The sequence below is a fragment of the Bacillus sp. A260 genome, assembly GCF_009861435.1.
GTDB lineage: Bacteria > Bacillota > Bacilli > Bacillales > Bacillaceae_G > Bacillus_A > Bacillus_A cereus.
The window spans coordinates 765258-784985 of the sequence record NZ_CP046398.1 but is presented as its reverse complement, the minus strand read 5'-3'; the positions used below and the strand labels follow the sequence as shown (position 1 = coordinate 784985).

Below are 19728 nucleotides of genomic sequence, written 5' to 3'. Positions count from 1 at the left end.
CCATCGTTCTATTATCATACTTCCTATAATCTCTTTGTAAAACTATACTCCATGTTCCCGCCTAGGGCTGCCGCTGTATCACCAGTTTCTCTAAAATCATGTGTATATATTTTTTCAAATGAACCGAAATCTACTTGCTTATAAAATTCAAAACAAGGGAATCCATCATGCTCCCCTTGAATATCAATACTACCATCCTGTTTCACACATACATTTAATACATAATCCACAGGAGGTGCATATACATTTAATGGATTACTTGCACTCGCACTCATTTTGAATTGCACACCTTCAGAATTCCATGTGATATCAGTGCACACAATATTTTCTGTACTTGCTTTCCCTGTTCTTTTACTCACAGAACCATCTGGACTTGTAATCTTCTCGGTCGTAATACCCGTGTTCGCATATGAAAACACTTCTTCTTTATAGAAATCAACTACTACCTCTTGCTCAACTCTAGAGCGCATCGCATTTACCGCATACGGTGTGAATTCACGTGAATCACCTTCGAATTGAATTACTTTTTCTGTTTCCATATCCTTCTTAGCCTCAGTCCAAGACATTGGAATAAATACACTGGCTCTAATTTTCACGATATTAGTCATAAGAAACACCTCTATAATTTTATTTTAGATGCTGAATGCTTATTAAATAAAACAGACCATAATTTCAATCCTAAAACCAATAGATTTCTCTTTTACTTTTCTATTTCCTTCTAAAAAATAGCGCTATATTTATGTTTAGACTGTCGTTTTAAAGCTATATTCCATCTCTCCAGCTAGTGCTGCTGGGGTATCATCCGTTTTTCTGAAATCATGTGTGTATATCAATTCAAACGAACCAAAATCTACTTGTTTATAAAATTCATAGCAAGGGAAACCATCATGTACACCTTCAATATTCACAGTGCCACTTTCATTAGCTCGTATAGTCAAAAAATAATCAGCTGCAGGTGCTGCTGCGTTTAAAGGATTACTTGCACTTGCTCTCATTTCAAATGAAACTTCATCTTCACTCCATACAATATTTGTACATACAATGTTTTCTGTACTTGTTTCTCCCTTTTGATACTCAATTGAGCCATCTGAATTTGTAATCTTCACGGTGACGATACAAGCATCTGCATATGTGAAAATTTCTCTTTTATAAAAATCAATATTCACTTCTTGTTCTAACCTTGAACGCTTTGTGTTCACAGCTTGTGGTGTAAACTCACGTGCATCTCCAGCATATTCAAACACTCTTCCTGTTGCAGGGTCCTTAATAGGTTCCAGCGATGCATACGGTGCAAATACACTCCCTCTAATTTTCACGATATTAACCATGTGAAACCTCCATTGATTCTATATTATATAAATCATTATTTGTTCTACCGACATAATATAGTCAATTTGATTGACTATATTATGTATAGTACAATAGGCATTACATATAGTCAACTTAATTGACTACAAGCGCGGAGGTTATATACATGGATCAAACATTTAACGAGTTAGATCTTACATCGCTTTTATCATTATCATTTAGCACATTAATCACTGAGCTACATGACAAATTAAGTGAATTAGGATTTGAAGATATTAGGCCAGCACATGGTTTTATGTTCAAACGCATCCTTCCTAATGGGGCAACTGGTATAGAGCTAGCTGAGTATTTGGGGATTTCCAAACAAGCTGTAAGTAAAATGGTGGATTCTCTTGAGAGTAATGGCTACGTTACACGCAAAACACATCCTACTGATAAAAGAGGTAAAATCATCGTTTTAACCGAACGTGGTTTGTCAGTAATGAAAGTAAAAGAAGAAATAGTAGCTGAAATAGAACAGCGATGGATTGAAAACATAGGTATAGAACGAATGCAAATACTGAAAGAGGATTTAACAACATTCGTTACTAAAGAAAATACAGAGAAATTATCATCAAATATACGACCTGTCTGGTAAACAAAAAACGAATCCATTTTGATTCATCTTCTTCAAAATGGATTCGTTTTCTACAGATGTATTAAAAATCATTAATTTCTTTAAATTTTATTCTACTAAATATATTTTTTACGCGTTATATAATTCCATAACTCTCTTCACAACCAACTCCGCAGTATTCTCCTCCGGTGGTATCAATAAATTCGTAACCGGTCCATACACAACAGGGCTTAATTCCACTTCATACCCACCATATAAGAATTCTTCCTTCGTTGGTAAATAACCAATATATCCATTCGTATATCCACCAAAGAAAGCTAATTCATTTTGAAGATTCTCTTTCACTTCTAATGCCGTTTCCGAAAAAGGTTCCATCGGTAAACCTGAAAACATACCATCATTAACTTGAAATAACTGCACTTCTAAATCAATACTTAACCGCCGAATACCTTGCTCATATTTCTCTAAAACGATAGTAAGCCATTCATCCGTATTCACGCCCCACTGCTTCTCGGCTAATCGAGCCATGCTTCGTATCTCATCAAATTCAGGAATATCCTTCAACTTCATTTGCATCATACTCGAAACTGTCCTTAAATTTACAATTGAGCTATATGTAACTGTTGGCAACATCATTAATACATGTCCACTAAGTAAATAGGCCATTTGTTTTAACGCTTCACTTGAACCGCGGTACTTCGCATTCACATTTCCAGCGGCACCTTGAACGATAATAACAGGGCAGTTCACTATCTGCTCTAAAATCTCTCTCGTCATTCCAGGATAATCCGCTGATAATTCATCACTATCACCTTTTAAAATATTAGGATGCGCAGTACAAAATACTAAAATCCCAGATAACTCCTTCGTTTCAGCATCTCTTATTGCTAACATACCAATTCGCTTATCTACAACACCATCTATATTTGTTCCCATCTTCGCTCTTCCATCACATGTTCTCTCTCTTCGATTTACCCCAATATCACCTGTCGTAACACCCCAGCCAACTTCACATAGCTTCAAGTTGTTATTCGCAGTAATAGCACCATGCACTACATTATTTACTAAAATCGTTTTATACGACTGCACTAGCGGATTATCACCGACTGTCTCTGGACCGGAATGCGTATGAGTATAAACAACCGTTATTCGCTCAAATGGCACATGAAGCCTACTTGCTACTCGCTCACGAATCATATTCGTATCTTCTACTAGCATCCCAATATTATCAATACTTATAAACACAGTCTTCATTTCATCTTTTTCAAATACAAAAACTGTCCCGTAAATACGTTCTTCAACATTATTTATGCCTGTCTCTCTATGATATCCGACAAAATCAATACCTACAGGCGGCGTAATATCAACCTTACATATCCCTACTTTGCTCATTTAAATCACTCCATTTCTCTATGTAACTCCCTTTTTTCAAGAATAGCATATTTTTCCTATTTTAAATAAAAAAGAACGGACACAGTATCCTATGTCCGTTCTTCCCCTCACACATACTTCCGATGCACCATCTTCCCATCATAAGAAAACACAACGCCCTTACTCTCCACAATCGACTCCATATGCACCGTTCTTCCCCATAGCTGATGAAGATATGGTAATACTTTTTCTAAGTATTTTAAATCGAGCTCGATTCCTTCGTAACTATGTTTAATGTATAATTCTCCGTTCTTTAAGTAGTCTCCATCTTCTACTACTAAGTACGGGAACCCACCATTTGTCCGCATATTTACGAGTTGATCACGCACATTCTCCCATTCTTTATCTATTACTTTATATTCTTTTCCTTGGCGCTGGAATAAGTACATATCTTCTCGCATAACAAGATCTTTATTTAAGTAGTTTCTTAGGAACGATACGTCCCATTCAATTTCGCGTACTTCAAACATTTTGTCACGGCCAGATCCTGGTTTTACGCCTCGTCGTTTCATTTCTTCAGTCGGATTATTGTACCGTTCTTCAATATCTTCAAAGATTTTAATACCGAGGTAGTATGGATTAATACTTGTTTTTGATGGCTGTACAACACCTGCATTTAATTTCGCAAATTCAATTGCTTCATCAGAGGTTAAGTCCATTTCACGAAGTATGCGTTGATGCCAGTAGGATGCCCAGCCTTCGTTCATGATTTTCGTTTCAAGCTGTGGCCAAAAATATAACATTTCTTCGCGCATCATCGTTAATATATCACGCTGCCAATCTTCTAACTCACGGCTATATTCTTCAATAAAGAGCAGTAAATCTTTCTCTGGTTGTGGTGGAATTTTCTTCTTTTTACGCACATTAGAACGTTCCTGCTTTTTATTGCGATTATCTAAATTCCATAAATCATCGTATTGCGACACCTTTTTCTTTTCTACTTCTTCATCTTCTAAATCATCAATACTCCATGCGAGCTTCGGACGCATAAGCGACGGATCAATATGCTCTTGAATGGCAAGTACGGCATCTAAAAATGTTTCTACCTCTGCCTTTCCGTACTTATGCTCATACGCTTTCACACGGTCCGCTGTTGCCGCCATACTCTCCACCATGTCTCGCTTCGTATTTGAAAAACGAATATTATTTTTGAAGAAATCACAGTGTGCTAAAACGTGCGCTACAATTAATTTGTTTTGAATTAAAGAGTTCGTATCTAATAAAAAGGCGTAACATGGATCAGAGTTAATAACGAGTTCGTATATTTTACTAAGTCCTAAATCGTATTGTAATTTCATTCTGAAAAATTGTTTTCCAAAACTCCAATGTGAAAACCTTGTCGGCATCCCATATGCACCAAATGTATAAATAATTTCCGCTGGACATATTTCATAACGCATCGGATAAAAATCAAGCCCAAATCCAGTCGCAATTTCCGTAATTTCCGCAATCGCATATTGCAGTGCTTTATCATCACTTGCTCTCATTATTTTCCCTCCTTACACTTTCCCTTAAGAAAGTGTATGATGAAAAACAAGCTTTCATGAGGATTGATTGCATAATAAAAAGACACCCCCGCAAAAACGAGAATGTCTCATCTATTAACCTTCGATAATCTCCATCTTCTCCGTAATCGGAGTACGAGCTTTTCCTTCTGGTGCTTTATCGAAATAGCCGATATGAAGAATTCCAACGATACGTTGGCCTCTTGTTAAACCGATTCCTTCTATAAATAATGGATTGTAGTTTAATCCGCCTGATTTCCAAACGCAACCTAATCCACGTTCCCAAGCAAGAAGTTGGAAGTTTTGCATAAATGCACATGTTGCAGCGTAATCTTCATCACGTTGAATTTGACGTGGATCTTCATTTATATATACAACGATTTGTGCAGGCGTGCTTAAGAAACGATCTGATAAAATTTTACCGCGTTTCGCTCTTTCTTCTTCCGTGAAAGAGTTTAATACCGCATCTACTAATTTCTTGCGGCCTTCTCCGATGTATAGTTTACAATTCCATGGTTCACGGTGCTTATGATTTGGTGCCCATGTTGCGTCGTTTAATAGTTTAATTAATAAATCTTTTTCTACTGCTTTGTCTGTAAATGTACGAACAGAGCGTCTTTCTTTAATCACATTAGCGATGGAAGTATATGTAGTCATATTTATCTCTCCCTTATTTTTATCTATATGTATAAGTTTATCATTAGTATTGATATTGATTTTCAATTTCGATTATACCTTAGTTTTTTACTATTAATCAATGTTTTATGTTGGAAAACTTCTAAAAACGTCATTCCATGCTGTGAATAAAAAAACTTAACTTGTTCACAAGTATTTCACATTTTATGGAAATGATATGTGTACAGTTTTCTACATTATCCATCTAGGAGGAGTTTACATGTACAAAAAAATCGCTGTTTGTATGACTATGGCAGCATTATTATGCGGGATATCCACCTTCCCTATATCCGCTGCCACGCCAAAAGAAGTAACACTGCATCACCATAACCCAATTTCAGAAGAAGAAATGCAATCGCTAGAAAAACTCGGCTATAACAAACATGAAATTTGGAAAGCTGCTCATATTGCAAGAATTAGTAATAAAGAAATAAAAGATGTTTTAGCTTACTATAAGCAAAATAAATCTTGGGAGAAAACAGCCGAGCATTTCGGTATAGATCCAAGTAAGCTGAAAAAGCATCATATGAATAAAGAAACAAAGCAAGAACTGCTACAACAGTTAGCAACTATGCAAAAATCCACACCGGATCAGCTAAAGCAAAAAATGAAAGAATATAACATCAAATTGCGTCATCTTACTGTGTTAACAATCATCTCTCAAAAAAGCAATACTCCTCTTGATGATGTATTAAAGATGAAAAAAGATGGAATGGACATTAAACAAATTGCCGAAAAATTAAATGTAAAAAGAGAAGATATACGAGCGGAAATGATGAAATTAGTGAAGTCTATTAAAGAACAAAAAACAAATTAAAATGCTAAAAAGGAAGAGGCATTCACCACTCTTCCTTTTCTTTATGAACTTTCAATTTTTAAGTATAAATTCCCGTCTTTCCCAAAAACTAACACAAGTAAATGATGTAAGTTAGGGGTGAGAAAATGTTCGGTTTATCATCTAAAAAATCAAAAAAGACTAATACAAAAACACTTTGTTCTATTCCAGAATTTATACAAACCATGAAAGAATCAAGCGACTTTGTTTCTCATAACGTACTTGAAAATGAAACATTGTGCTTGTTTTATTATAAATCTGTCGTGGAAGCACTTATTATTAAACAATTCATTTTAACTCCTCTAAAAAAGGAATCGGAACAAATCCAAAACATCTCTGATTTATGTAATATCGTCTCTATTGAAGACATTATTACCTCCCCTTCTATTGATGATATTCGTGAGAAATTATTAGGTGGATATATTTTAATACGCTTAAAAAACAATTCGAATCCTGATCAATATGCTTTAATTCGTGCCGAAAGTACTGTTTTAGGAACACGATTATATAACGATACAGAAAATGAGTATAGCGTAATCGGGCCTAAAATCGGTTTCGTTGAAAACCTTGATACAAATATCCACTTATTACGCCGAAATATCGTAACGGAGCAACTCATTTTTAAAGAAGTTACCGTCGGATCTATGTCAAAAACGAAAGTAGCAGTTGCTTATATAGAAGGAATTACAAATGAACAATTTATCAACACCGCAATACAACGGCTAGAAGACATTGACTTTGATGTCCCGTTTGATTCAACTATGATTGAGCAATTTATTAGTGATAATAGCAATTCACCTTTTCCAGTTCTATTACCTACAGAACGATTAGATCGAGCTGTATTTGCATTAATTAACGGGGAAGTTTTAATTTTAACAGATGGCTCTCCATATGCTTTATCAGGACCAACAACGTTACTGGATTTTTTCATTTCACCAGAAGATTATTATTTACCGTGGATGATTGGATCGTTCTTTCGTATTATTCGTTTTTTCGGAGCTATATTTTCTCTTTTTTCCTCCGCTATTTATACAGCGGCTTTAACATATCATTATCAAATGATTCCAGCTGATTTACTAGGTCCTATTATTTTCTCGAGAGCTAACGTACCTTTCCCTCCCATTCTAGAAGCACTCTTTTTAGAAATTACAATTGAATTGCTTCGTGAAGCTGGAGCGCGTTTACCGACAAAAGTCGGACAAACGATTGGTATTGTTGGGGGGATTGTAATTGGCCAAGCATCCGTGGAGGCAGCTTTGACTAGTACAATTTTATTAATTGCAGTTGCTTTATCCGCTCTTGCATCTTTCACAACACCGACCGTAAAGATGTCTTCTACTATCCGGTTATTACGCTTTCCACTTATTCTTTTAGCCGGTGCATTCGGAGGATTAGGTCTTATTGTCGGATTTGTATTTATTTTAGCTCATTTAATTAAATTAAAATCACTTGGATCACCTTATTTATTACCTTTATATCCATTTCGTGGTTTAGGTACAGCAGAAGGTTTTCTTCGATTACCATTTAGTCAAACAGCTCAAAGACCTTCTTTTCTTAGACCAAAATCAAAATGGCGCTATAATCCAAACAAAGCGAAGCAAAAACGTGATGGTGAGAATGAATGAAAAAATGTTTATTGCACCTTATTATCATTATCTTCTTCATTTTACAAACTGGCTGTACACAAACCTATATAGTGGATACGCAGCGTATTATTCATATCGCTGGATTTGACATCACAAAAAAGAAAAGATTCCAAGGAACTATTCTATTCCCAGAGTACACACATGGTGTAAAGTCTAAACCAGAAACGCAATCAACATCTGCCCGTTCACTTGAGACAATCGCTTCACGATTAAATGCAAAATCTCCTCACAATGTCGTTGTAGGTCAAATGCGTGTCGTCCTATTTGGAAAAGCTCTAGGAGAACGCGGAATGGGAGAGATTATTACTAACTTACAACGTGACCCAAATATCGGGCGTGATGTACAACTAGCAATTGTAGATGGATCAGCTGAAGAGCTTTTAAATTACGGAAAAAAAAATGGGTCTTTATATATTGCTGACTTACTCGAACAAAATATAAGAAATGAAAACATTCCACAAACCGAATTAAACACTTTTTTATATAATTATTACTCTTCCGTATGTGATGCCTATGTTCCTTATATTAAAATGGACGATAATCATTCTGTCGCTGTCAAAGGGCTTGCCTTTTTAAAAGGCGATAAAGTCGTCATGTATACGGATAAAAGACATTCTGTTTTAGCAAAATTACTTATTAATCCTACGAAAAATGGACGTTACGAAGCAGCGATAAAAAAGGATAAACATAAAGGTATGGTTGTTATACAAAACTTAGCTGGGGAAAATAAGTATAATATAGATCAAACTGGCGACATACCAAAAGTAAAAATCCATTTAAAATTAAATGGATTAATTAAAAACTCTCCTAATTGGATTGATTTAAGAAAAGAAACAAATATCAACTATATAAAAAAACAAATTGAACGAAATGTTGAAAAAGACTGTGAAGATCTAATAAAACAATTTCAAGAAAAGGAAATTGATCCTTTAGGAATACGAGATGAAATTAGAAGCCATACGAGAAAATGGAATATAACACAAATTCGAAATATGTATAAAAATGTAGCGGTGGATGTAAATTTAGATCTTAATATTGTACAATCTGGAATCGGAGAATAGTGAGGTGAAATAAGCAATGAATACAATGAATAAAACAAAGACAGTCTCTCCATATTTTGCATTTATTTTATTGCATTCTCTCCAGATTGGTATAGGAATTCTCGGATATCAACGTGTAATTTTAAAAAACGCTGGTTATGATGCCTGGATTTCTCTTATTATTGCGGGAATTGCAACTCATATTGTGCTGTTTTGTATGTTAAAAATGCTTGAAAAAGACGGAGATTTAATTAGCATTCATACAACAACCTTTGGAAAATGGGTTGGCTCTATATTTTCTGTAATTTTCACTCTTTATTGCTTATTATTTTGCCTTACGGTTCTTCGTACGTATATGGAAGTGATACAAGTTTGGATTTTCCCTACCATTAAGTTATGGAAACTTACGCTTATGTTTTTATTAGTCACTTACTACATTATAAAAGGTGGCTTCCGTTCTGTGACAGGGATATGTTTTTGGGGTATTGTTCTTCCTATTTTCGTTGTATTCTTTTTAATCTATCCAATGAAATATGCTCATTTTCGTAATATTTTACCTATTTTTACACATTCACCTTTTGACATGCTTATATCTGCAAAACAATCCGCATTGGAATTTCTGGGGTTTGAAACAATTCTTATCTTTTATCCCTTTATTGAAAAAGGAAAATCTTTAAAGCGATGGGCCCATGCTGGAATTGCTTTTAGCACCTTAATTTATGTAGTTTTAGCTATCGTATCTTTTATGTATTACAGCGAGGGACAATTAAACCGTACTATTTGGCCTACTTTAACGATGTTAAAAATAATTAAAGTTCCTTTTATCCAGCGCTTTGAATATATTATTATTTTCGTTTGGTTTTTAATTATTTTACCAAACCTCTGCTTAACCATTTGGTCATCATGTCAAACGATGAAGCGTTCCTTTCATATTTCATTTAAATTTACATTACCGTTGTTTATTTTCATCATATTTTCAGCTTCTCTACTTTTCACAAACCGTGAAAGTATCAACACATTAAATACCGTACTATCTCAAGCGGGTTTATATATTGTATACGCTTATATCCCAATTTTATTTTTGTTTCATTCACTAAGATGGTACTTCAAAAATCGTTCAAAAAAAACTTCTCCCTAGGTGTCCCTTAGTCTGATACAATTTGATTAATACATTTGTAAAGGGGACAAGCGAATGAAAAAGTATGTATTTTCTTTACTTGCAGTACTAAGCTTAATTCTTGCTGGATGCGGAAGTACTAGTACAAATGACCAAAAATCTTCTGAATCAAAAAAAGAAGAACATGACCACGCATCGCACACTCAGCAAGCTGACATTCAAGAGAAAACAAAAGGAGTCGACACACTTCCTACCTTCCTAGACAAGCTTGATCCACAAATGAAAGATATCTACACTGTCGCTGGACAAAATGCAGAACTATTAGATTGGATTCCATGCTATTGTGGTTGCGGTGAAAGTGTAGGACATAAAAATAATAAAAACTGCTTTATTCGTGAAATTAAAAAGAATGGTGAAGTTGTTTGGGACTCCCATGCAACGACTTGCGTCAATTGCCTAGAAATCGCAGTTGAATCTGCTTCCATGAAACAAAAAGGAAAATCAACGCTTGAAATTCGTAACTATATCGATAATAAATACAAAGAAGGCTATGGCAAACCAACACCTACGCCAATGCCAAAAGCTTAAAAAACGAGGAAACTCCTCGTTTTTTCTTTTCATTCACTTTTTTTCTTAACAAATTCTTTCAAGTGTATTTCCCCTTACTTATCACACACTATATATAACTCTCGGTAAGGAGGGTACACAGTGCAAACATATAACGACTATGATAAAGCTCTCTATTACACGTATTGCTGTAATTGGGATAAATTACTCGTTCTCATGGTTCAAACGAACGATCAATTATTTTCTAAACGTATTGAGCATTTTTTACACGCTTATCAATACAGTAAAGAACTTCCAGAAGTTGATAAACAATTGCAGCTCCTATTTCAATATATTGACCACGCATCCCAAAAGTCGCATGTAGAAGAAGTAGAACAAATTCAAATGTAAAATATAGCGCTATTCTCTTCCGGAGAATGGCGCTTTTTTAAAATGTTTATATCAATAAAAGTTTCTCCTTATAAAACTTTTATTGATAAACATATTTTTTCTTTCTTTTCCATACTACTTCATACTATAATTTAGTATGTAACTATTATAAGAGAGGTATAAAATATGGGACGAGAAAAAAAGCAAGAATATGCTTTACTTACCGCATGGGGAGCTTCTTTTATCGCTACACTAGGAAGTCTGTACTTTTCCGAAATCATGAAATTTGAGCCTTGTGTTCTTTGTTGGTATCAACGTATTTTTATGTATCCATTCGTTTTATGGCTTGGTATCGCTGTAGCAAAGAAAGATTATCGCATTGCAAGTTATTCTTTACCAATCGCAACTATTGGTGCTTGTATTTCTTTATATCACTATGCAATTCAAAAAGTCGCAGCATTTTCAGCTGCTGGGGCAGCTTGTGGACGTGTACCATGTACGGGAGAATACATAAACTGGTTCGGTTTTGTGACAATCCCGTTTTTAGCACTTATCGGCTTTATTACAATCGCTGTTTGTAGCTTTATTGTCATCAAAAACAAATAAGGAGATGAAAGAATGAAAAAAATGCTTATATTTGGTGGTATTATTATCGCCTTGTTTGCGGCAATTTTCGCTGTAACACAAATGGAAGAAAAAAACGCTTCAACTAGCCAAAAAATTGATAATGCTACTGGTAGTCAAACAGATGGTCCTGACTACTACACAAATAAAATTTCTCTTTCAGATCTTCAAAAGAACTTAAAAGAGAAAAAAGAAGAAACAGTATACTTTTATCAAACATCTTGCGTTCATTGCCAAAAATTATCTCCTGTCGTAGTGCCAATGGCTAAAGACTTGAACGTTGATATGAAAGTTATGGATATTGAAAAATTAGATGCTCCTTGGGATGAATATAAAATTCAAGGTACACCAACAATCATTCATTTTAAAGATGGCAAAGAAGTGAGCCGTATTAGCGGTGAACAGCCGAAAGACAAATTAAAAGAATGGCTTGAACAAACGAAAAAGTAATTAGAAAAGGAAACTCCTTCTACACATGAAATGGGCGTAAAATCCCACACTAATGTATAAGGAGGGGGTTTTATGCCAGAAGTAAGATGTTCTGTTTCCAACTGTTCTTTTTGGGGACAAGGTAACTTTTGTCAAGCAAGTGCGATCATCGTTCAGCCTGATGCAGATGAAACTGGTCAAACTGAAAATGATTCATATACAGCTGCTGTTTTAACAAACGAGACGCTAGAAAGTTCTGTAGCAACGAGTGTAGAGACTTGTTGTCATACATTTAAGCCTAGATATTAACAATTATTCCACCTCATATACGTGAGGTGGTTTTTTCTTTCCCTCTTCTTGTTTACGTCATCTCTAATTCTCCCTATAATAAAGTTAACATTTTTATGAATACGAAGGTGAAATACTATGGCTAAAACAATTGCAGATATCGCCAAATTGGCTGGAGTTGCAAAAAGCACAGTCTCTCGTTACTTAAACGGCGGATATGTAAGTGATAAAACAAAACTTAAAATCGAAGGTATTATTCAAGAAACAAATTTCTCTCCCAATACATTTGCTCAAAGTTTAAAAGCAAAAACAACAAATTTAATTGGTGTCATCATCCCCCGATTAGACTCCTTCGCTACAATGAAAACACTTATCGGGATCGATAAAACATTACAGGAAAATAACTATCAAATGCTTGTAGCAAATGCAAATCAAACAACCGGAACTGAAATACAAGCAATTGAAAACTTTATAAAACAAAAGGTAGCTGGCATTATTTTATTAACAAAAACATTGACGAATGAACATCAAAAAATTATGGCTAATTCAAACACCCCTATTTTATTCGTCGGGCAAGAATATAAAGATCAATATTGCCTCGTTCACGATGATTATGATGCAGCTTATGAGTTAGGGGCATACGTTTTATCGCAAGGCCATCGACATATTGCCTATTTAGGGATAGAAAAAGATGATATTTCTGTTGGAATAAATCGAAAAAATGGTTTTCAAAAAGCAATTGAAAATTTAGAACCGACTTGCAACGTTTCATATTACGAAACAACTTTCCGCATAGAAGATGCCATGAAACAAGTACAACATATTTTAGATAATAATCGCCCAACTCTTATCGTATGTGCTACAGATAACATCGCTCTTGGCGCAATGAAAGTCATTCACTCCCACTCTCTTTCTGTACCAGGTGATATTTCTGTAACAGGATTCGGTGGATATGATATTTCAGAAATGGTACACCCTAGTTTAACGACAATTGCGTTTGACTATGAGTATGCTGGAAAGCTTGCTGCCACTTCTCTTTCACAGCTTGTTGAAAACAAAACTATACCAAAAATATTACACTCCCGTTATACATTAAAAATCCAAGAAAGCGTTGACAAAATATAAAGGCACTCTATAATAAAATTAAAACCGGTTCCACATTTTAAAAACAGGATTTTCAACATCATTTCCCTGTTTTTTATTTTAACTTATTACGGAACCGGTTCCATAAAAGAGAATTTATAGTAAGGGGGAATTTTTATGGATATGAAACAAATTGCAACTCAAGTAATACAGAATATTGGTGGAAAGGAAAACATTGTTCGTGCCACACATTGCGCGACTCGCCTTCGTCTTATATTAAAGGATGATACGAAAATAAACGCTGCAGAAATCGAAAACATCGATGGAGTAAAAGGTGCTTTTGCAACGACCGAGCAATATCAAATTATTTTTGGAACTGGCATAGTAAACAAAGTATATGATGAATTCTCAAAACTAATTGGAATAGCCGAACTAGATTCTACAACATCAAACGATATACCTAAGAAAAAAATGAATCCTATCGCCCGCCTAGCAAAGACACTATCTAATATTTTTGTTCCAATTATTCCAGCTATCGTTGCAAGCGGTTTACTTATGGGTCTACTCGGAATGTTGAAAGCGTTTAAATTAGTTCCTGGAGATCACTCACTTATCCAATTACTTGATATGTTCTCAAGTGCAGCTTTCATCATTTTACCCATTTTAATTGGAGTTAGTGCCGCTAAAGAATTTGGTGGAAACATTTTCTTAGGTGCAGTTGTTGGTGGTATATTAACTCACCCAAGCTTAACAAATCCTTGGACTCTTTCAAATGCAAAACCCACAGTTTTACATTTCCTTGGTATGGATATTGATATGATTGGCTATCAAGGTACTGTTTTACCTATTTTATTATGTGTATATGTTATGAGTACAATTGAAAAAGAACTTCGAAAACGTGTTCCGAACTCTTTAGATTTATTAGTTACACCATTCTTAACAATTATTATAACTGGCTTTTTATCACTTATTATTATCGGACCAATTGGATATAAAATCGGTGACGGCATTACGTACCTTTTAAATACAATTTATCAATTTGCAGGACCAGTAGCTGGACTTATATTCGGTGGGTTGTATTCAACAATTGTTCTTACTGGCTTACATCATAGCTTCCACGCTATTGAAGCGGGCTTACTCGCAAATAAAGATATCGGTGTCAATTTCTTACTCCCTATTTGGTCAATGGCGAACGTTGCACAGGGCGGTGCTACTTTAGCTGTCTATTTCAAAACAAAAAACAAAAAAACGAAAGAAATTGCAATTCCAGCAGCAGCTTCAGCATTTTTAGGAATTACAGAACCAGCTATTTTTGGTGTCAATTTAAAACTTGGTAAACCATTTATTGCAGCAGCTATTGGCGGCGCAATTGGAGGCGCTTACGTTGTTTGGATGCAAGTAGCGGCTAATGCATACGGTTTAACAGGTATTCCGATGCTTACAATTGTTGCACCTCTTGGCATGATGAACATGATTCACTATATAATTGGTTTCGCTATTGCAGTTATCACTGCTTTTGTTGCCACATTCATTTTATATAAAGAAAGTAAATAATAACGGGGTGAAAACCTATGTCAAAATATAAAACAATACTGCAATCTAATAAAGACGAATTACATTCTTTATATGAAATTGCAAACCAAGATTCATGGAAACCAATTTATCATATCCACCCACCATTTGGATTAATGAATGATCCTAACGGTGTATCATACTACAATGATGAATATCACGTTTTTTATCAGTGGTATCCATTTGGTCCCATTCATGGAATGAAGCATTGGGGGCATGTGAGGTCAAAAGACCTTATTAACTGGGAGCGTATGCCTGTAGCCATCATCCCTACTGAAAGCTATGAATCACACGGTGCATATTCTGGTAGTGCTATCGTAAAAGATGGCCTTCTTCATCTACTTTATACAGGGAATATAAAAAAGCCTGATGATTCCCGTGATGCAAAACAATGTATGGCAACAATGGATTCACAATATACGATGACGAAATATAGTAATAATCCTGTTATTGATATAATTCCTGACGGATATACAAAACATGTACGTGATCCAAAAGTCTGGAAACATAATGATATGTACTATATGTTACTCGGTGCCCAACGTGAAAATAAAACAGGAACTCTATTACTATACAAATCACAAGACCTATACAATTGGCATTTCCAAGGCGAAATTACAACAAACTTAAAAGAATTCGGATTTATGTGGGAATGCCCCGATTACTTCCAATTATCAGGGAAAGATGTACTTCTCTTTTCACCGCAAGGAATTGAAAAAGACGGAGAAAACTTTCACAATGTATACAATGTCGTTTATGCTATAGGCCATTTCGATATTAAAAATTTATATTTCCATGTTGATTCCTATTACGAAGCTGATAAAGGGTTCGATTTTTATGCCCCTCAAACTTTAGAAGACTCTACTAGTCGTCGCCTATTGTTTGCTTGGGCAGGATCAAGTGAAATCACATATCCTTCTGATGATTATATGTGGGCTCATTGCCTAACACTTCCACGTGAATTAACATTAGAAGATAACATCTTAAAACAAAAACCAGTTTCAGAATTAACAAAACTACGAACAACAAAAAAAGACATTTCAGGAGATATAACAGCTGGATTAAATGTATTATCAACGCTTGATGATGAAGACTCCTATGAATTAATTGTTACACTTAAAACAGAAGATGCAAAACGTTTTGGTCTTTCTCTCTTCCACAATGAGGAGGAATGTTTCCCCATTACATTTAATCGGGAACAAGGTACTATTTCTATAGACAGGGGCAACTTCTACCATCAATTTGGCGGAGAATATGGATTTGAACGCTGTAAAAAAATCGATATTCAAGATACGATAGAACTACAAATATTTGTAGATAAAAGCATCGTGGAAATTTTCTTATACGATGGTTCAACAGTCTTTACGTCCCGAGTTTTTCCTCGAAAAGACATGAAACATCATATCGCAATCTTTTCAGATGCAAAACTAAACTTTACCATCACACAATATAAGCTGAAAAGAGGGATTGTATGAGAAATGTCTTTTGTATAGGTGAACTATTAATTGATTTTGTGTGCCGAAATACTAATGTTTCTTTAGTAAACGGTTCAGATTTCGAAAAAAAAGCTGGTGGAGCACCCGCTAACGTTGCTGCTGCGATTACAAAATTAGGTGGACACGCTACATTTATGGGGCAAGTAGGAAACGACCCATTTGGTGAGTTTCTTGAACAAACTTTACAGCGTGCGCAAGTCGATACATCCATGCTCATAAAAGATAAACAAACAACACTTGCATTCGTATCCATCGATCAAGATGGCGAACGTGATTTTACTTTTATGCGTGGTGCAGATGGTGAATATCAATTCAATAGCATTGATTTATCAAAAATACAAACGAATGATTTAATACATTTCGGTTCAGCGACAGCTTTACTATCAAGCCCATTAAAAGAAACGTATTTTCAGTTGTTACAATATGCGAAAGATAAAGGCCATTTCATTTCTTTTGATCCAAATTATCGAAGTGCACTCATTACAAATACAGAACAATTCTCTCAAGATTGTCTAACCTTTATAAAACATGCACACTTCGTAAAAGTAAGTCAAGAGGAAGCTACTATGCTCTCTAAAGAGAGTGATTTACAACAAGCTGCACTCAAATTATTAAATTATGGCGCAAAAGTAGTAGCTATTACACTTGGAAAAGACGGTACCCTTCTTGCGACAAATGAAGGTCAAACTATTGTCTCTTCTATTTCCATTCAACAAGTCGATACAACTGGTGCTGGTGACGCTTTCGTTGGAGCAATGTTATATCAGATTGCCCAAAGTGAACATACACTTTCGTATCATTTCAAAGACTTAACAGCATTTATCTCCTTTGCAAATAAAGTAGGCGCTATCACATGTACAAATTACGGTGCAATTGCCTCTCTTCCATCATTAACAGATATAAAAGCATACGATTAATCGTATGCTTTTTTTACATTCCTCTCCAAAAATCATGCATAATAAAAAAGTACAAAATAACGAGAACGGCCGTCCCGCATAGGGTAATGCGCCGATATATACTCTTCTCTCCTTCCCTCGCTTTCACAAACGCCCAAATAAATCCGAAGAATAATATTAAATCAACATATGGAACATAAAAAGAAAAGACGAGAAACGCATATAAATACACGATAAATAAACAGGTCGTTACTAAGAAAACTTTAAACGCAAATTCACTTTTCATAATATAACCGCCCCCTATCTGTACTGTATTATATTCAGCAAAATACAATAGTTGCAGTTAAACTCCAAGTATAAATAAGCTACCGTCTATAATACGGTAGCCATTACGGAACATTGTATTTCCGTTTATATATATTACTTAAAATCGAAGAAGGAATTTGCTCGTAACGAACTTTCTCTCCTGTTTCATCTATAATATACGAATTGTTTCCTATATAATATATTCCATCTTTTCGTTTTGAGTACACTGGATATCTTTCATTTGGCAATACCGTTTTCACTTTCGTTAACTGTCCATTTGGTTCTTGCCAATATATATCCGCGCGGTCTACTAACGTAAGTACTCCAATTTGTTCTTTTTCTATTTTTCGACCATTCCAGCTCACAACGCGATAACCAAGTTTATTCGCTTCATATTCGGGGCTCGTATGAAAACGAGAAATGATTACTTTTGTTTGTAATTGTACTCGGTCATATAACCATTGTATATCCCTGTCATGCATACGAATACAGCCATTTGATTCCCTACTTCCAATCGTCCATTCCCGGTTCGTCCCGTGAATTGCATATTCATTCTTATCTAGTCCAAGCCACCTCGTACCAAGAGGGTTATTCGGTGCACCCCCAGGTATTTTTTTTCGATGGTATTCTTTATTTTTAAATTTAGTTATAATACAAAAATTACCTTCAGGCGTAGGTGTACGATCTCTTCCAGTCGTTACTGGAAATGTTTTTGTGTAATTTCCATTTTCAAAAAAAGACAACTGGTTCGTCGTAAGATTTACTAATATTAAATGATCTGTATTAGCAAAAGCACTAACCGGTAGGATGAAAAATAATAGTATGATGAAACATAACTTTTTCAGCTATATCCCCCCTAGCGCTCCCTATAATAAGTGGAATTAACATTACTTTGCTCTTATAAATGAAAACTATCCATTTACAATAACGCCCCCATTTACATGTATCATTTGCCCAGTAACATAGGATGAATCACCAGATGCCAAGTATACGTATGCCGGCGCTAATTCATATGGTTGACCAGGCCGTTGCATCGGGACATTGCTCCCAAACTGAGAGACTTTCTTCTCATCAAAGCTCGATGGAATAAGCGGTGTCCAAATCGGGCCTGGTGCAACACCATTTACCCGAATCCCTTTTTGCACTAACGATTGAGAAAGTGATCTTGTAAAAGCTACGATTGCTCCTTTCGTTGCGGAATAATCAATTAACGTTTCATTTCCTTCATATGCAACGATAGATGCCGTATTTATAATGACATCCCCTTTCTTCAAATGAGAAAGGGCTGCTTTCGTAACGTGAAAATAAGAAAAAATATTAATACGAAATGTTTTTTCTAGCTGTTCTGCTGTAATATACTCTAGCCCTTGCTGCGGATATTGCTGTGCAACGTTATTCACTAAAATATTTAAACTACCTAACTGCCGGGCGGTTTCTTCCACAATATCTTTACAATGCTGTTCATTACTCAAATCCCCCGGCAACAATACACACTTTACACCTTCTTTTTCAACACGTTGTTTCGTCTCATTTGCATCTTCTTCCTCATCTAAATAAGCAATCGCAACATTTGCTCCCTCTTTTGCAAAAGCGATGGAAACTGCTCGTCCAATTCCGCTATCTCCTCCCGTAATTAACACATTCTTCCCTTTTAACTTTTCACTTCCTTTATAGTTTGCATCTTCAAACTGCGGAAGGGGGCTCATTAATGATTCAATACCTGGCTGCTTATTTTGATGTTGCGCAGGCATTGTTATAAAGTTTTTTTGCTGTGGCATAGCTGCTTTCAACTCCTTTTCCTTAGCATGTGCACAATAAAAAGCTGAAATTCACACATCGTTTTACGATTAATATTCGAATTTAAGACACAAAATATGAATTGTTATAAACTTTTTATGCAAAACTATTGCAAAATAGATAAAAAA

22 protein-coding genes are annotated in these 19728 nt (G+C 35.2%); 14 read left to right on the top strand and 8 right to left on the bottom strand.

Annotated features, from left to right (window positions below; all coding sequences use genetic code 11):
- Positions 1 to 23: 23 nt before the first annotated feature.
- Both GD442_RS04020 and GD442_RS04015 read right to left on the bottom strand, forming a co-directional pair.
- A complete protein-coding gene (locus tag GD442_RS04020; protein ID WP_000182101.1) occupies positions 24 to 608 on the bottom strand; it encodes a DUF3238 domain-containing protein in 585 nt (194 codons plus the stop codon).
- 135 nt (positions 609 to 743) lie between these two features.
- Positions 744 to 1328 carry a DUF3238 domain-containing protein gene (locus GD442_RS04015; protein ID WP_000247265.1) on the bottom strand — a complete coding sequence of 195 codons (585 nt, stop codon included), beginning with the start codon at positions 1326 to 1328 and terminating at the stop codon, positions 744 to 746.
- Positions 1329 to 1474: 146 nt separating this feature from the next.
- Here GD442_RS04015 and GD442_RS04010 point away from each other — a divergent pair, with 146 nt between their 5' ends.
- Positions 1475 to 1945, top strand: a complete 471-nt coding sequence (locus tag GD442_RS04010; RefSeq protein WP_000372891.1) for a MarR family winged helix-turn-helix transcriptional regulator — start codon at positions 1475 to 1477, stop codon at positions 1943 to 1945.
- A 108-nt stretch (positions 1946 to 2053) separates the two neighbouring features.
- Here GD442_RS04010 and GD442_RS04005 read toward each other — a convergent pair whose 3' ends face one another.
- The 3 genes from GD442_RS04005 to GD442_RS03995 form a co-directional block, all read right to left on the bottom strand.
- Entirely contained in the window at positions 2054 to 3316 is a 1263-nt protein-coding gene (locus tag GD442_RS04005) for a neutral/alkaline non-lysosomal ceramidase N-terminal domain-containing protein (RefSeq protein WP_159365049.1), read from the bottom strand.
- 107 nt (positions 3317 to 3423) lie between these two features.
- The gene (gene spoVR, locus GD442_RS04000; RefSeq protein WP_001202693.1) at positions 3424 to 4842 is read right to left on the bottom strand and encodes a stage V sporulation protein SpoVR; all 1419 of its coding nucleotides are present in this window, start codon (positions 4840 to 4842) and stop codon (positions 3424 to 3426) included.
- A gap of 114 nt (positions 4843 to 4956) precedes the next feature.
- On the bottom strand, positions 4957 to 5517 hold the full coding sequence (locus GD442_RS03995) for a nitroreductase family protein (protein ID WP_159365048.1): 561 nt from the start codon (positions 5515 to 5517) through the stop codon (positions 4957 to 4959).
- A 238-nt stretch (positions 5518 to 5755) separates the two neighbouring features.
- On the opposite strand from GD442_RS03995, the gene GD442_RS03990 reads away from it, so the two are divergent.
- The 13 genes from GD442_RS03990 (at position 5756) to GD442_RS03930 (ending at position 17518) form a co-directional block, all read left to right on the top strand.
- Positions 5756 to 6352, top strand: coding sequence for a hypothetical protein (locus GD442_RS03990; RefSeq protein WP_000276966.1), 597 nt, complete (start codon positions 5756 to 5758; stop codon positions 6350 to 6352).
- Positions 6353 to 6477: 125 nt separating this feature from the next.
- Positions 6478 to 7995, top strand: a complete 1518-nt coding sequence (locus GD442_RS03985) for a spore germination protein (RefSeq protein ID WP_000467483.1) — start codon at positions 6478 to 6480, stop codon at positions 7993 to 7995.
- On the top strand, positions 7992 to 9077 hold the full coding sequence (locus tag GD442_RS03980; protein ID WP_159365047.1) for a Ger(x)C family spore germination protein: 1086 nt from the start codon (positions 7992 to 7994) through the stop codon (positions 9075 to 9077). Before GD442_RS03985 ends, GD442_RS03980 begins: the two co-directional genes overlap by 4 nt.
- A 16-nt stretch (positions 9078 to 9093) precedes the next feature.
- Positions 9094 to 10194, top strand: coding sequence for a GerAB/ArcD/ProY family transporter (locus GD442_RS03975; protein WP_159365046.1), 1101 nt, complete (start codon positions 9094 to 9096; stop codon positions 10192 to 10194).
- 54 nt (positions 10195 to 10248) lie between these two features.
- Positions 10249 to 10761 carry a PCYCGC domain-containing protein gene (locus GD442_RS03970; RefSeq protein ID WP_000761036.1) on the top strand — a complete coding sequence of 171 codons (513 nt, stop codon included), beginning with the start codon at positions 10249 to 10251 and terminating at the stop codon, positions 10759 to 10761.
- A 120-nt stretch (positions 10762 to 10881) separates the two neighbouring features.
- Positions 10882 to 11130, top strand: coding sequence for a YhdB family protein (locus GD442_RS03965; RefSeq protein WP_001195459.1), 249 nt, complete (start codon positions 10882 to 10884; stop codon positions 11128 to 11130).
- A gap of 165 nt (positions 11131 to 11295) precedes the next feature.
- Positions 11296 to 11715 (top strand): disulfide formation protein C, encoded by a 420-nt coding sequence (locus tag GD442_RS03960; protein WP_000532265.1) that lies wholly within the window; start codon positions 11296 to 11298, stop codon positions 11713 to 11715.
- A 12-nt stretch (positions 11716 to 11727) separates the two neighbouring features.
- The gene (locus GD442_RS03955) at positions 11728 to 12183 is read left to right on the top strand and encodes a thioredoxin family protein (RefSeq protein WP_000738435.1); all 456 of its coding nucleotides are present in this window, start codon (positions 11728 to 11730) and stop codon (positions 12181 to 12183) included.
- 72 nt (positions 12184 to 12255) lie between these two features.
- Positions 12256 to 12471, top strand: coding sequence for a DUF1540 domain-containing protein (locus GD442_RS03950; protein WP_001115482.1), 216 nt, complete (start codon positions 12256 to 12258; stop codon positions 12469 to 12471).
- 117 nt (positions 12472 to 12588) lie between these two features.
- On the top strand, positions 12589 to 13575 hold the full coding sequence (locus GD442_RS03945) for a LacI family DNA-binding transcriptional regulator (RefSeq protein ID WP_159365045.1): 987 nt from the start codon (positions 12589 to 12591) through the stop codon (positions 13573 to 13575).
- A 135-nt stretch (positions 13576 to 13710) separates the two neighbouring features.
- The gene (locus GD442_RS03940) at positions 13711 to 15087 is read left to right on the top strand and encodes a sucrose-specific PTS transporter subunit IIBC (protein ID WP_000367320.1); all 1377 of its coding nucleotides are present in this window, start codon (positions 13711 to 13713) and stop codon (positions 15085 to 15087) included.
- 17 nt (positions 15088 to 15104) lie between these two features.
- The gene (gene scrB, locus GD442_RS03935; protein WP_000049750.1) at positions 15105 to 16580 is read left to right on the top strand and encodes a beta-fructofuranosidase; all 1476 of its coding nucleotides are present in this window, start codon (positions 15105 to 15107) and stop codon (positions 16578 to 16580) included.
- Positions 16577 to 17518 (top strand): carbohydrate kinase family protein, encoded by a 942-nt coding sequence (locus GD442_RS03930; protein WP_001246640.1) that lies wholly within the window; start codon positions 16577 to 16579, stop codon positions 17516 to 17518. The genes scrB and GD442_RS03930 overlap by 4 nt, the downstream gene beginning before the upstream one ends.
- Positions 17519 to 17531: 13 nt before the next feature.
- Here the strand turns inward: GD442_RS03930 and GD442_RS03925 are convergent, their stop codons facing one another.
- The 3 genes from GD442_RS03925 to GD442_RS03915 form a co-directional block, all read right to left on the bottom strand.
- Positions 17532 to 17783: a hypothetical protein gene (locus GD442_RS03925; protein WP_000834195.1), complete on the bottom strand. Its 252-nt coding sequence runs from the start codon at positions 17781 to 17783 to the stop codon at positions 17532 to 17534.
- 103 nt (positions 17784 to 17886) lie between these two features.
- Positions 17887 to 18648, bottom strand: coding sequence for a L,D-transpeptidase (locus GD442_RS03920; RefSeq protein ID WP_025921749.1), 762 nt, complete (start codon positions 18646 to 18648; stop codon positions 17887 to 17889).
- 66 nt (positions 18649 to 18714) lie between these two features.
- Complete coding sequence (locus GD442_RS03915) at positions 18715 to 19581, bottom strand: SDR family oxidoreductase (protein WP_001136261.1); 867 nt, start codon at positions 19579 to 19581, stop codon at positions 18715 to 18717.
- Positions 19582 to 19728 lie beyond the last annotated feature (147 nt).